The 13,305-nt window shown below is 72.6% G+C and carries 13 protein-coding genes; 6 read left to right on the forward strand and 7 right to left on the reverse strand.

Going from position 1 to position 13,305, the window contains the following annotated elements:
* Window positions 1-36: 36 nt before the first annotated feature.
* Both NNW99_RS26990 and NNW99_RS26995 read right to left on the reverse strand, forming a co-directional pair.
* Entirely contained in the window at window positions 37-1,674 is a 1,638-nt protein-coding gene (locus tag NNW99_RS26990) for an alkaline phosphatase D family protein (protein WP_215121736.1), read from the reverse strand.
* An 80-nt stretch (window positions 1,675-1,754) separates the two neighbouring features.
* Window positions 1,755-2,399, reverse strand: coding sequence for an HNH endonuclease family protein (locus NNW99_RS26995; RefSeq protein ID WP_215121737.1), 645 nt, complete (start codon window positions 2,397-2,399; stop codon window positions 1,755-1,757).
* A 398-nt stretch (window positions 2,400-2,797) separates the two neighbouring features.
* On the opposite strand from NNW99_RS26995, the gene NNW99_RS27000 reads away from it, so the two are divergent.
* Window positions 2,798-3,379 carry a TMEM165/GDT1 family protein gene (locus NNW99_RS27000; protein WP_215121739.1) on the forward strand — a complete coding sequence of 194 codons (582 nt, stop codon included), beginning with the start codon at window positions 2,798-2,800 and terminating at the stop codon, window positions 3,377-3,379.
* Window positions 3,380-3,675: 296 nt separating this feature from the next.
* A complete protein-coding gene (locus tag NNW99_RS27005) occupies window positions 3,676-4,335 on the forward strand; it encodes an HAD family hydrolase (RefSeq protein WP_215121740.1) in 660 nt (219 codons plus the stop codon).
* A 19-nt stretch (window positions 4,336-4,354) separates the two neighbouring features.
* Here NNW99_RS27005 and cpt read toward each other — a convergent pair whose 3' ends face one another.
* The gene (cpt, locus tag NNW99_RS27010; RefSeq protein WP_215121741.1) at window positions 4,355-4,894 is read right to left on the reverse strand and encodes a chloramphenicol phosphotransferase CPT; all 540 of its coding nucleotides are present in this window, start codon (window positions 4,892-4,894) and stop codon (window positions 4,355-4,357) included.
* Between the two features lie 27 nt (window positions 4,895-4,921).
* Window positions 4,922-5,824: a peptidoglycan-binding protein gene (locus NNW99_RS27015; RefSeq protein WP_215121743.1), complete on the reverse strand. Its 903-nt coding sequence runs from the start codon at window positions 5,822-5,824 to the stop codon at window positions 4,922-4,924.
* Between the two features lie 1,899 nt (window positions 5,825-7,723).
* Between NNW99_RS27015 and NNW99_RS27020 the strand changes: the two genes are divergently transcribed.
* Window positions 7,724-9,802, forward strand: coding sequence for an MFS transporter (locus NNW99_RS27020; RefSeq protein ID WP_215121745.1), 2,079 nt, complete (start codon window positions 7,724-7,726; stop codon window positions 9,800-9,802).
* 9 nt (window positions 9,803-9,811) lie between these two features.
* Here NNW99_RS27020 and NNW99_RS27025 read toward each other — a convergent pair whose 3' ends face one another.
* Window positions 9,812-10,303 carry a GNAT family N-acetyltransferase gene (locus tag NNW99_RS27025; RefSeq protein WP_215121746.1) on the reverse strand — a complete coding sequence of 164 codons (492 nt, stop codon included), beginning with the start codon at window positions 10,301-10,303 and terminating at the stop codon, window positions 9,812-9,814.
* Window positions 10,304-10,451: 148 nt separating this feature from the next.
* Here NNW99_RS27025 and NNW99_RS27030 point away from each other — a divergent pair, with 148 nt between their 5' ends.
* Together NNW99_RS27030 and NNW99_RS27035 are read left to right on the forward strand one after the other, a co-directional pair.
* On the forward strand, window positions 10,452-11,153 hold the full coding sequence (locus NNW99_RS27030; protein WP_215121747.1) for a hypothetical protein: 702 nt from the start codon (window positions 10,452-10,454) through the stop codon (window positions 11,151-11,153).
* Window positions 11,154-11,157: 4 nt separating this feature from the next.
* Window positions 11,158-11,643, forward strand: a complete 486-nt coding sequence (locus NNW99_RS27035) for a hypothetical protein (RefSeq protein WP_215121749.1) — start codon at window positions 11,158-11,160, stop codon at window positions 11,641-11,643.
* Between the two features lie 7 nt (window positions 11,644-11,650).
* On the opposite strand, the gene NNW99_RS27040 is transcribed toward NNW99_RS27035, so the two are convergent.
* On the reverse strand, window positions 11,651-12,058 hold the full coding sequence (locus NNW99_RS27040; protein WP_215121750.1) for a DUF1992 domain-containing protein: 408 nt from the start codon (window positions 12,056-12,058) through the stop codon (window positions 11,651-11,653).
* A gap of 114 nt (window positions 12,059-12,172) precedes the next feature.
* Between NNW99_RS27040 and NNW99_RS27045 the strand changes: the two genes are divergently transcribed.
* On the forward strand, window positions 12,173-12,565 hold the full coding sequence (locus NNW99_RS27045) for a hypothetical protein (protein WP_215121751.1): 393 nt from the start codon (window positions 12,173-12,175) through the stop codon (window positions 12,563-12,565).
* Window positions 12,566-12,581: 16 nt separating this feature from the next.
* On the opposite strand, the gene NNW99_RS27050 is transcribed toward NNW99_RS27045, so the two are convergent.
* A complete protein-coding gene (locus NNW99_RS27050; protein WP_215121752.1) occupies window positions 12,582-13,253 on the reverse strand; it encodes an O-methyltransferase in 672 nt (223 codons plus the stop codon).
* Window positions 13,254-13,305 lie beyond the last annotated feature (52 nt).

The raw sequence follows: 13,305 nt of genomic DNA on the forward strand, positions 1-13,305 counted from the left end.
GGGACACGCCGGTCGCAAAGGGGTGGAACAGGCGTGTTACGGGGCAAGTTCGGAGTCCAGGAGTGTCGTCAGCCGAGGGCCCGCCCCCTGCCGCGCCTTGGCGTGCTCCAGCCGCAGCCGGGCCGAACGGCCGCGCAGGGTCAGGGTCATGAGCTGGTTGCCGAACCAGGGGCCGCCCGTCTTGCGCCAGGTGACCGGCGGACGGGGGAGCCGCCCGTGCCGGGCGAGGCCGCGTCCGAGGGTGCGCGCCAGCGCGGTCCAGCCGATGCGGAAGCCCATCCGGATCGACAGCGGGACGGAGTTGTGGACGGGGGAGCAGACGAGCTGCATCACCCGGGCGTCGGGCCCGGTGCCGGGCCATGAGGGCTCGGCGATGTAGGCGTGGTGCACATCCCCGGACAGCACGCACACCGTCGCGGGCGCGTCGGGCCCCGAGCCGGCCTCGGCGATCAGCTCGGCCAGCCCGGCGAAGGACTCGGGGAACGCCGACCAGTGCTCCAGATCGGCGGCCCGCCGCACCTTCTCCCCGAACCGCGCCCAGCGCTCGCCCCGTTCACCCCGGCACAGCGCCGCGTTCCACCCCTCGGCGTCGTGCACCAGATGCGGCAGCAGCCAGGGCAGCGAGGTGCCGATGAGGAGGTGGTCGTAGGCCTCGGGCGTGTCCCGTACCTGCTCGCGCAGCCAGGCCTCCTCGCCCGGGTCGAGCATCGCGCGGTCGTCCTCGGCGAGGACGCGGGCCGCCCGGCTGTCCACCATCAGCAGGCGTACGCGCCCGAAGTCGCGCCGGTAGCTCCAGCGGGCCGCGGTCGCGTCCGCGTCGGCCCGGGCGGCGAAGGCGCGCAGCGCGTCGGTGCCGTCGGGGACCTCGCACACGGACGCGTACACCGGGTCGGCCGCCAGCTCCTCCAGGGAGAGGTTCCCCAGGTGCTGGTGGACCCAGTACGACATCAGGCCGCTGAGCAGCCGCTCCTGCCACCAGTCGGTGGCGCGCATGTCGGTGAGCCAGGCGGCGGAGGTGTTCCAGTCGTCGATCACGTCGTGGTCGTCGAAGATCATGAAACTGGGCACGGTGGACAGCAGCCAGCGGATGCGCGGGTCGAGCCACGACTCGTAGTAGAGGTGCGTGTATTCCTCGTAGTCCGCGACCCCGTCGCCCGGCGGGTCGCTCAGATCGCGGCGGGCCGCCAGCCAGCGCTGGGTGCCGTCGGAGGTCTCGTCGGCGTACACCTGGTCGCCGAGCAGCAGCAGGACGTCGGGCCGCTCGCCCTCCGGGTCGGCCGCGAGACGGGTGGCGAGCGCGTCCAGGGCGTCCGGGCCGACCGGATCGTGCCCGCCCGCGGGCGGCGCGGCCCAGCGGCAGGAGCCGAAGGCGACACGCAGACCGTCCTCCGGGCCCGGCGCGTGGATCGCCGAGGGCGGGAAGGGGGAGCCGGGCAGCGGCCATGCGCGGGTGCCGTCGAGGAGGACCTCGTACGTCGTGGTCGTACCGGCGGTCAGGCCGGTCACCGGGATCAGCGCGTAGTGGTGCCCCGCGATCTGGAAGGTGTGGGCCGAGCCTCCCGCGCCGTCGGCGCAGCGCACCTCGGTGGAGCACGGACGGCTCGTCTCGACCCATACGGTCGCGGACGAGCCGTCGGTGTACCTCAGCAGTGGTCCGAGGCGCAGTCCGGCCATGATGGTCCCCTCTCCGTCGCCCCGTACGGTACGGAACGACTGAGGTCAGCGGGGAGATCCCGGCCGGAAATACCTGGGTGTCAGCAGCTCGCGAGATAGTTCGTCAGCGCGGACTTCTCGGCGGAGTCGACCGAGAGGCCGTAGTAGTACTTCACCTGCACCCAGGCGCGGACGTAGGTGCAGCGGTACGCCGTCCGGGAGGGCATCCAGGTGGCCGGGTCCTGGTCGCCCTTGGCCTGGTTGACGTTGTCGGTGACCGCGATGAGCTGCGGGCGGGTCAGGTCGTTGGCGAAGGACTGGCGGCGGGACGTCGTCCAGGAGTCGGCGCCGGAGTCCCAGGCCTCGGCCAGCGGGATCAGGTGGTCGATGTCGACGTCGGAGGCGGCGGACCAGGTGGCGCCGTCGTAGACCGAGTACCAGCTGCCGCTGGTGGCGGCGCAGGAGGAGTTCTGCTGGACGTTGGTGCCGTCGCGCTTGAGGACGACCTCGCGGGTGTTGCAGGCGCCGGACTGGGTGATCCAGTGCGGGAAGAGGTCGCGGTCGTAGCCGGTGCGGTCCTCGGTGGCCACGGTGAGCGAGGCCAGGTAGGTGCGGGCGGTGGCCGCGCTGACGGGCGTGGGGAGGGCGGCGGAGGCGGCCGGACCGTTGATCAGTCCGGCCGCGGCTATGAGGCCGGTGAGGCCCGCGAGTATGCTGAGCCGTCGACGCGCGTAGAACTTCGGCATACGAACTCCCTTGTGGGGTGGGGGTGTTGGGCAGCGAGCGGGAGAATGCTCGCCGCGCCGTGTTGCGGGGAGATGTGCGTGAGGTGAGAAGGTAGTGACGAGTTCATGACATGACAAGAGTTCGAGGCGGAACTGTCGGTTCGAACACGTCGCGTACGATGGACGGCGCAGAAGGGGAGTAGCTCTTCGCCGGACCGTCGACATACTGCTCAGCTCGTCTGAGCCGGCGCCCGGAGGCGGTCCTTCTGGTCCATCCAGGGGCCCCGCCAGCGAGACCTTCGGCAAGCAGTGCACGCCCGTGCCTACCGGTACGGGTGCCGTGTGTGCTGCCGTGCCGAGGTGTGTCGCGTGAAGGTTCAGCACTCTCGGTGGGGCAGCCCCGACCGATTGAGGAACCCTTGATCAGCCTGACCGTGACGGCCGTCGTCTTCGGCGTCGTCTTCCTCGCCGAACTGCCGGACAAGACCGCCCTCGCCGGCCTCGTCCTCGGCACCCGCTACCGCGCCTCCTACGTCTTCGCCGGTGTCGCCGCCGCCTTCGCGCTGCATGTCGTGCTCGCCGTCGCGGCGGGCAGTGTGCTGACGCTGCTGCCGCAGCAGATCGTGCAGGCGCTGACCGGCGTGCTCTTCCTGGGCGGTGCGGCCGTGCTGCTGCTGCGGAAGGGCGAGGACGAGGAAGAGGTCCGCAAGCCCGAGAACCAGTCCTTCTGGAAGGTCTCGGGCGCCGGCTTCATGCTCATCCTGGTCGCCGAGTTCGGCGATCTCACCCAGATCATGACGGCGAACCTGGCCGCCCGCTACGACGATCCGCTCTCCGTCGGCCTGGGCGCGGTGCTCGCGCTGTGGGCGGTGGCCGGGATCGGCATCGTCGGCGGAAAGGCGCTGATGAAGAAGGTGCCGCTGCGGCTGATCACGCAGATCGCGGCGCTGGTGATGCTCGCGCTCGGGGTGTGGAGCCTGTGGGAGGCCGTGGCCGGGTGAGCGGGGGCTCGGTAGGCCCGGGCTCGGTGGCTCGGGGTTCCGTGAGCCTGGGCTCGGCGGGCCGGTGTGAGCTGAACGGTCGGTGAACGTCTGGAGGGGGGGTCTGGCGCGAAGCGGGGATTGTTTTGTACCGTGGGGGAACAAAGTGGCCCTCGCCCGTTTTCCCTGACCGGCGGGCGGGGCCGCCTTGTCCCTCCGGGGTGCGGGGCGAACCCGCCGTCCGCCCCCTCCCGCGCCCGGCCCCGCGCTGGACCCGCGCCCCGAGCCTTGGGGCAGCCGATGCCTTGGAGCAGCCGATGACGGCCACCGCCGTGCTCACCGCCCGCGCCCTCCTGCTGGACATGGACGGCACCCTCGTCAACTCCGATGCCGCGGTCGAACGCGTCTGGCGGCGCTGGGCCGAGCGGCACGGGCTCGACGGGGACGAGATCATGAAGGTCGTCCACGGGCGGCAGGGCTACGCGTCGATGGCGCTGCTGCTGCCCGACCGGCCGATGGAGCAGAACTACGCCGACAACGCGCGGATGCTCGCCGAGGAGACCGCGGACACCGACGGGGTCGTGGCGATCCCCGGGGCGCCGGAGTTCCTCGCCTCGCTGCGCGGGCTGCCGCACGCGCTCGTGACCTCGGCCGATGTGCCGCTCTCGACGGCGCGGATGGCGGCGGCCGGGCTTGAGCAGCCCGAGGTGCGGGTGACGGCGGAGTCCGTCGGGGCGAGCAAGCCCGACCCCGAGGGCTTCCTGAAGGGCGCCGCCGAGCTGGGCGTGGCGCCCGCGGACTGTGTCGTGTTCGAGGACTCCGGGGCCGGGATCACGGCGGGGCGCGCGGCCGGGATGACCGTCGTGGGGGTCGGGCCCCGGGCCGCGGTCCATGAGCCGGATGTCGTGGTCGAGGACCTCACGCGAGTACGCGTGGAGGCGGCCGGGGACGGGACGATCCGCCTGCACGTCGGGTAGCCCACCGGGCGCCGGCAGATCACCCGATGCGAATCCGAGCGGCGATGGCGCGGGCGCACTCCAGTGACTCGGTGTGGGTCGTGTCCACCTCCAGGTCGTAGCGCACGCCCTCGTGCACGCGCTGTGCCTGTGCCGCGGCCATGCCCTTGACCCGGTCTCCCCGGGCGATCTCACGGGCCGCGGCGACCGCGCTGTCACACCTGACGCCGACCCACAGCACGTCGAGGCCGGCCAGGGCCTTCTCCCAGCGCCGCTGGGACGCCGCGCCGCCGAGGAAGACGTCGTCGACGATGACCTTGGCCCCGGCGCGGGCCATGGCCGCGATGCCCTCGGTCCAGGCGGCGTCCAGGGCCCGGAAGTCCGCGCCGACGTCCACGCCGCCGTCGGGCGTGAAGGTGATGCCGCCGTCCGAGCCCTTCATCCTCGCGGGCAGAGCCTCGACGAACGAGTCGACGCCGAAGGCCGGCCAGGGGTCGGGCAGAACCTCTTGCAGGCACCGTACGAGTCCGGACTTGCCGGAGCTGGAGCCGCCGTTGAGAACGATCACCTGTGTGGTCACGGCGTCACCGTACGGTGCGGGGGTCTGTCAGGGCTCCTGGGTTTCCGACTCCAGCTTCGTCCGGGTGTCGCGGTCGTAGACGCCGAGGTCGTCGGCCTGGATGCCGCGTGAGTACTGGTAGTTGCGGACCGCGTCCTGGAGGCGGTCGTCGAAGGTGCCGTCGGTGTCGTCGTCGTAGAGGAACAACTGGCGCAGGCGCGACTGGAGTTCGGAGACCTCCGGGCCGCGGTCGCCGAGGCGCAGGACGGTGGGTTCGCCGTTCTGGCGGGAGTTGTCCGGCGGCTTCTTCGCGGAGCCGGACGCCGACGCGGACGTCTCGGGCGCCGAGGGGGAGGCCGTCTGGGACGGGCTCGGTGAGGCGCTCGTCTCGGACGGCGACGGGGAGGTCGACGGGCTGCTGGTGCGGGACGGGGCCGGCGGTGGTGCGGCGGGGGTCGACGGCGTGGCCGGTGTGCTCTCCGACGGCGACGGGGACGCCGCGCTGCTCGACGGGGCGTCCGGCACGCTCGCCCTGATGCCGTCCGGCAGCGCGGTGTTCCGGGAGGGCCCCTCGTAGAAGAACAGCCCGCTCGCGTATCCCGCGGCCGTCACCACGGCGACGCACGCCCCGGCCGCGGCGACGAGAGCGACCCGACGCCGCCGGGACCCGCCACCGGACTCGGACCCCACCGACTCCGACCTGCCCCGCACCCCGGCCGCCTTCCCGGCACGTCCGCCGCCGTCGAACATCCGCAGATCGGTGACACTCGGCTCGCTCCCGTCGGGAACCAGGGGTGTCGGCAGCGCGGCGGTGGCGTCCGGGGCGGGGGTGGCCGGGACGGCGGGCAGTACGGAGGTGGCGTCCGTGTCGGACGCCGGGGTGGTCGGCAGCACGGTGGTCGCATCCGAGGCCGGGGTCACCGGCAGCACGGTGGTTGCGTCCGGGTCCACCGGCCGTAGGGGCATGGTCGTACCGGCCGGGGAGGGCGGCGGGGCGGTGCTGCCGGGGCGCGGGGCCTTGGTCGAGGACGGTTGTGAGGCTCCTCCCGCAGCGCGTGAAGTCGCGGCAGATTCCGCCGGGGGGCGTTGCTCGGCCCTGTCCGGGGCCGCCGGGTCCGTGAGCGGCTGGTACGGGGTGTCGTGAGGCGCCTGGGCGCGGGCTGCGGTGTGCGGAGGCGCGGCCGGGGTGCCGGGTGAGGGCGGTTGCGCGGTCCCTGTGGTGCGCGGGGCCTCCGCCCGGTTCGGCCGGGGGTGTCGCGGGGTGCTGTTGGTCGCCTGCGCGGGGCCTCCAGGGTGGGGGGCCTGAGTATGGGGGCGTGCGGCCGAGGCGGTGGCTCCCGTAGGGGCCGCGAAGGGCTGGTGCGGGGAGCTGTGGGGCGCCTGGGGCTGGGCTGCGTTGTGCGGGGGTGCGGCCGGGGTGCCGGGTGAGGGCAGTTGCGCGGGGCCTGCGGTGTGCGGGGCATCCGCCGGGTTCGGCCGGGGGTGTCGCGGGGTGCTGTCAGGTGCCCCCGCTGCGTGCGAGGACGTGGTCGGGACGTCAGAGGAGAGCGGCTGCGAAGCTCCCGCAGGGTCCGTGAGCGGCCGTCGCGGGGGGCCGTCGGGTATCTGCCCGGGTCCTCCCGGGTTCGGGACCTCGGCGAGCGGGAGGACGACCGGGGTCGACGGGGGCGGTTGCGCGGCCCCTGCGGCGGGAGAGGCCTTCGCCTGGTCCGTCCGGGCGTGTCGCTCGGCTCCGTCGGGCGCCTGCGCGGCGTTCCCCGTACGCGGGGCCTGCGTGTGCCGACTGTCCGGCGAGGGCGCTTGCGCCGCTCCTGCGGTGCGTGGAGCCTCCGTGTTTGGGACCACCGAGTGGGAGTCCCCCATGCCCAGGACCCCCGGGTGGGAGGCCGCCGGGCGTGAGGTTTCCGTGCTCGGGACCCCCGGGTGGGAGGCCGCCGTGCGTGAGGTTTCCGTGCTCGGGACCCCCGGGTGGGAGGCCGCCGTGCGTGAGGTTTCCGTGCTCGGGACCCCCGGGTGGGAGGCCGCCGTGCGTGAGGTCTCCGTGCCTGGAACCCCCGCGTGCGAGGTCCCCGGGTGCGAGGCTCCGGTGCGTGACGTTTCCGCGCCCGGAACTCCCGCGTGGGAGCCCCCCGGGCGTGAAGTCTCCGTGCTCGGGACCCCCGAGTGGGAGGCCGCCGTGCGTGAGGCCTCCGTGCCTGGAACCCCCGCGTGCGAGGTCCCCGCGCGTGAAGTCTCCGTGCTCGGGACCCCCTGGTACGGGGCCCCCGCCCGTGAAGTCTCCGCGCCCGGAACCCCCGGGTACGAGGCCCCCGCCCGTGAAGTCTCCCTGCCCGGAACCCCCGCGTGCGAAGCCCCCGCTTGCGAGCCTCCCGCACGCGAAGCCCCCGCGCCCGAACCCCCCGCAGCGTCCGTCACATGCCCCCGCAGGGCGGCGTCCTCGCGCTCGGCAGTGTCCCGTACCGGTGCGGAACGAACCTCCCGCCCCCCGGCCCCCGAAAGCCCCGCCCCGTCGTCGAGTTCGACGTACGGGCGGATCCGGAGCGGGTCGAAGTCCTCCGCTGCTGCTGCCTGGGCCGTGCGGGTGTCGTGGAGGGCCTCGGCGGCTCGGTGGGTGCAGGTGCAGGTGGGGGACTTGTCCTGCAGTCTGGGCGCGCCGCACTCCGGGCACGGGTGTCCATTAGGCGGTTCCACGCGTTCCTCCCTCCCCTCGCGAACTCCAGAGATTATCCAGATCTTCTCCACAGTGCGGTCGAGGAGCCCCCGGAATGACGGCTTCCAAAAGGACTCGGCAGGCCATACCCCGCCACACCGGTCACGATGGAAAATGTCACAGGACCCTCGGGAGGTCTCATGGCCGGGGATGTGCACGACACGACACCGTCACCCACGCCTTCACCTGCGGAAACGCTCGCCCCGGAACAAGTTCCCGGGAACGTGCTGGTCTCCATCGGCGCCCTGCTCCTCGGCATGCTGCTCGCCGCATTGGACCAGACCATCGTGTCGACCGCGCTGCCCACCATCGTCAGCGACCTCGGCGGCATGGACCATCTGTCCTGGGTCGTCACCGCCTACCTCCTGGCCGCCACCGCCGCGACCCCCCTGTGGGGCAAGCTCGGCGACCAGTACGGCCGCAAGAGGCTGTTCCAGGCCGCGATCGTGATCTTTCTCATCGGCTCCGCGCTGTGCGGGGCGGCACAGGACATGACCCAGCTCATCGCCTTCCGCGCCCTGCAAGGGCTGGGCGGGGGCGGGCTGATGGTGCTGTCGATGGCGATCGTCGGGGATCTCGTCCCGCCGAGGGAACGCGGGCGATATCAGGGCCTGTTCGGGGCCGTGTTCGGCGCGACCAGCGTGCTCGGGCCGCTGCTCGGCGGGCTGTTCACCCAGCATGTGAGCTGGCGCTGGGTGTTCTACGTCAACCTGCCCGTCGGCATCGTCGCGCTCGCCGTGATCGCGACCGTCCTGCACCTCCCGCGCCGCTCCCGACGGCATGTCATCGACTACCTCGGCACCTTCCTCATCGCGGCCGTCGCCACCTGCCTGGTGCTGGTCGCCTCCCTCGGCGGCACGACCTGGGGATGGGGGTCCGCGCAGATCATCGGGCTCGCCGTGCTGGGCGTGGTCCTCGCCCTCGCCTTCGTCGCCGTCGAGCGGCGCGCCGCCGAACCCGTGCTGCCGCTGAAGCTGTTCCGCGTCCGCACCTTCACCCTCGCCGCCGTGATCAGTTTCGTCGTCGGCTTCGCCATGTTCGGCGCGATGACCTACCTGCCGACCTTCCTCCAGGTCGTGCAGGGCGTCAGCCCCACCATGTCCGGTGTGCACATGCTCCCGATGGTGGTGGGTCTGCTGGTGGCCTCGACGGCCTCCGGCCAGATCGTCAGCCGTACCGGCCGCTGGAAGGTGTTCCCGATCGCCGGCACCGGCGTCACCACGCTCGGGCTGCTCCTGCTCCACCAGCTCGACGAGAACAGCTCCACCGTCCAGCTGAGCGGCTTCTTCCTCGTCTTCGGGCTGGGCCTCGGCCTGGTGATGCAGGTCCTCGTGCTCATCGTGCAGAACGCCGTCCCGTACGAGGACCTGGGCGTCGCCACCTCCGGCGCGACCTTCTTCCGCTCGATCGGCGCCTCCTTCGGCGTCGCCGTCTTCGGCACGATCTTCGCGAGCCGGCTCGGCGACCAGCTCACCGACGCCTTCCGGGGTGCGTCGCTGCCGCCCGGCGTCTCCGTGGACTCGCTGGAGGCCGACCCGCGCGGCATCGCCGCCCTGCCGTCGGGCCTGCAGTCACCGGCCCTGCACGCCTACGCCGTCTCCATCACGGACGTCTTCCTCTACGCCGCCCCGGTCGCGCTCCTCGGCTTCGTGCTGGCCTGGTTCCTCAAGGAGGACCGGCTGCGCGGCTCGGTCACCGCGCCCGACGTCACCGAGACCCTGGCCAGCAACCCCGTCGAGCGGACCTCGTACGACGAGGTGTGCCGCGCGCTGTCGGTGCTCGGCACCCGCGCGGGGCGCCGCGAGATCTACCGGACGATCACCGACCGGGCGGGCTACGACCTCCAGCCCGCGGCGAGCTGGCTGCTGCTGCGGATCCGCAGATTCGGCGAGGTGGAGCCCGCCGTGCTGGCCGACAGCATGCCCGTGCCGCTGACCGTGATCATCGAGGCCGCCCGCCAGGTCGAGGAGCGGCGCCTCGCCGTGCGCGAGGGCCTCGGCCTGGTCCTCACCGACCGGGGGCGCGAGGTCGCCGAGCGGCTGGCCCGGGCCCGCGAGGAGTCCCTCGCCGAACTGCTCGGCGACTGGTGGGGCCCCGACCGTCCGACCGATCTGGTCCAACTCGTAAAGGAGTTGAACGGCGAACTGTGCGGGTCGCGGCGCGAGCGGCCCTACGACGACCGGCCCTACGAGGAGCGGCGGGCGGCCCCTCTGGTCTGAACCGCCGGTTCAGACGAGGGACTTGGCGAACCAGTGTTCGGCGTACTGGTCGTCGTTGTGCGGCTCGGTCTCCGTGTAGCCGAGCTTGGCGTAGAGAGTGCGGGCCTCGACGAGGTCGCCGCGGGTGTCGAGGATCAGCCGTAGGGCGCCGAGCGCGCGGGCGGCGTCCTCGGCGGCCCGGACCAGGAGCGCGGCGCCGCCCCTGCCGCGCATCGAGGGGTGCAGGAACACCCGGGTGAGCTCGGCGGTCGTGTCGTCGTACCGCCGTACGCCCGCGGTGCCGGCCGGCTCACCGCCGTACCGGGCGACCAGCAACCGCCCGCGCGGCGGCGCGAGATCGGCGCCGGACTGCGCGGCGATCTCCCGCTCCAGTTCCTCCGGGTCGGTCCGGCGGCCCTGGTGCAGCAGGTACCAGCGGTCGCTGACCTCGGTGTAGTACGCCCGCCAGAGAGCGGCGGCGACGGGGGAGTCGTACGGCTCCGGGGCCACGGTCCAGATCATGAGCGCATTCTCGGCCAGGGCCGCACCGGGCCCGCAACCGGATTTGTGTGACCGCCGTGTGCCGTTTGGGGGCGGGTTTCCGGGCTACTCGACGCGGCGAACCGGTCCGCGAGGAGGGCCGGTTGGGCCGAGAACCCGGAAGGCATCCATGTCCACTGGCCTGATCATTGCTCTGATCGTGATCGCGGCGGTCGTCGTCATCATCGCGGCGGCCATGACCCTGCGCGCTCGCGGGCCTCGTCGCGGCCCGAACCTGAAGCGGCGCTTCGGACCCGAGTACGACCGGGCCGTAGCCCGCCACGACGGCGACGCCAAGGCCGCCGAGCGCGAACTCACCGAGCGGGTGCACCGCCACGGCGACCTGCGCGAACGGTCGCTGGAGCCGGCGGAGCGCGAGCGCTACGAGGCGCGTTGGACGGCCGCCCAGGAGCGGTTCGTCGACTCGCCGCGCGAGGCGGTCGCCGAGGCGGACCGGCTGCTCGCCGAGCTCGCCGGCGCCCGGGGCTTCCCGGACGGCGGCCAGTACGAGGAACAGCTCGCCGCGCTGTCCGTGCACCACGCCCACCACGTCGACGGCTACCGGCGTGTGCACCGTGCGGCCCATCTGCGCGCGGAGGACGCCCGCGACGGCGGCACCGGTACGGAAGACATGCGGGAGGCCATGGTGGCGGCCCGCGCCCTGTTCGAGGAACTGGTGCGGCCGGGCCGTCACGACGGCGGGCGTCATGAGGACCGACGCCACGAGGACGGTCACCGCCGTGCCGGACTGAACGGCGGCCGCAAGGCCGCGAACACCCGTGGCGGGCACCTGCCGTGGGCCGTCAACCGACGCCAGGCCAAGGAGAGTTGAGGATATGTCCGACGTGACCCGACCGCCCGGCGAGAACACCCCCGCCGTCCCCGCCACCCCCGCCGCCCCCGACGCCCGAGGCGAGAGCGCCCTGGGCACCGGCCGCGGCGCCACAAGCAAGATCACCGTCCCCAAGGACACCAGCACCCCCGGCACCCCCGGCGCCCCCGAGGAGAGCATCCCCCGCAAGAGCACGCACGCCCACCTCTTCCCCCACGACGAGTCCGACAAGCTCGGCCTGCAGTTGCAGCACGCCGTCGCCGGGTTCGTCGACGGGCCCCGGGCCTCCGTCGAGGAGGCCGACCATGTGCTGGAGGAGATCGCGGCCCGGTTCACCGAGGCCGTGGCGCAGCGTCGCCGGACCCTGCGTCACTCCTGGCAGTCCGTCGAGAGCGGCGAGGGCAAGCCGGTGTCGAGCTCCGACACCGAGCAGCTCAGGCTGGCCCTGAAGGACTACCGCGAACTGGCGGAGCGGCTCCTGCACGCGTGAGAGACGCTCACCGATCCGCCCGGTGCTCCCGCCACTGCCGTACGACGTCCTCGACGTCGTACGGCTTCTTGCCCAGCGGGGGGCCGGGCGGCGGCTTGAACATCATCTCGCGGATCTTGTCGTTGACCTCCGTGATGATCTTCCGCACGATCCGCTCCGAGGGCGCCGCGAGGGCCGCGAGGAGCGCGTCCTCGGCCTCCTTGCGCAGCGCCAGTGCCGGCGGCAGGACGGAAAAGCCCTCGCGGGCCATCTTCCGCCTGATCCACCACAGTTCGTCGTAGCCGGAGTCCACATCGGCCGGCAGCGGCTTGCCCGCCCCCGGCAACCGTTCGAACTCGCCGCGGGTCTCCGCGTCGCGGATCTGCTTGTCGACCCAGGATTCGAAGTCGACGCCGGGTGGCTTTCGCTCGGTCATGAGGCCATTGTGCCGGACAGCGCGCAGTCGGGCGTTCTATCATGCGGCGGGCCCGGGACCTGTCTGACACACAGGCTCCGGCAGACCCACCAGGACGTCTCAGGAGGAGCGCACGTGCTCGAACTCACCATGGCCGCCGTGTCCCCGGCGGAGGAGGGTGCCACGGCCGGCATGCTCATGGCCGACGCGCCCAGCGAGCCGGGTGCCGTGCTGCGGGTGGGCCGCGACAAGTCGGTGTGCCGGCTCTCCACGCCGGACGACTGGCTGTTCGTCTCCCGCGTCCATCTGGAGTTCCTGTGCGGCCCCGAGGGGACCTGGCAGCTCACCTGGCTGCGCGGCTCCCAGCCCGACCCGTCCTCCGAAGTCCGGCTGACGGTCGGGGAGTACGCCCAGCCGATCGCCTACGGCGGCACCGTCCCGCTTCCCCGGGGCGGCAGCGGCGAGATCATCATCCAGGACCGCACCGCCCCGCGCAGCGTCAACGTGGGCTTCTACCACGAGGTCTGACCCCGACCAGGGGATCTCAGGCGAGCACCCGCGCCAGCGCGAACCCGTCGTAGCCCTTCGTGCCGACCGTCTGGATCGCCGTCCCGCTCAGCCTCGGATGGCTGCCGATCAGTTCGATCGCGGTGCGGGTGCCCACCACGTCCGAGGCCGTGCTGCCGGCGTCGGTCACCCGGCCGCCGCGGACGACGTTGTCGAGGACGATCAGGCTGCCCGTGCTGGTGAGCTTCACGGCCCACTCGACGTAGTGCGGGTTGTTGGCCTTGTCGGCGTCGATGAAGACCAGGTCGAACGGGGGCGGGTTCTCGTCGGCCAGCTTGGGCAGCGACTCCAGGGCCGGGCCGACCCGCACCTCGACCAGCTTGTCGAGACCGGCGCGGGCGATGTTGCGGACGGCGACCTCGGCGTGCACGGGGTCGTACTCCAGGGAGACCAGCCGCCCGTCGGCGGGCAGGGCGCGGCCCAACCAGATGGTGCTGTAGCCGCCGAGGGTGCCGATCTCCAGGATGTGGCGGGCGCCCTGGATCTGGGCGAGGAGCTGGAGGAGCTTGCCCTGGTTGCCCGCGACGTTGATGTGCGGAAGCCCGGCGGCGTCGCTGTCGCGCAGCGCCGCCGCCAGGTCTTCGTCGTCCGGTGCGAGGTGGGTGGTGAAGTAGGCGTCGACCTCGTCCCAGACGTGCGACTCGCTCATGCACCTCTACCTTTCGTACGCATAGTTAGATTCCCTAACTACTGGCGCTGTC

It is taken from the genome of Streptomyces sp. CRCS-T-1, from assembly GCF_024442335.1.
Taxonomy (GTDB): Bacteria; Actinomycetota; Actinomycetes; order Streptomycetales; family Streptomycetaceae; genus Streptomyces; species Streptomyces koelreuteriae.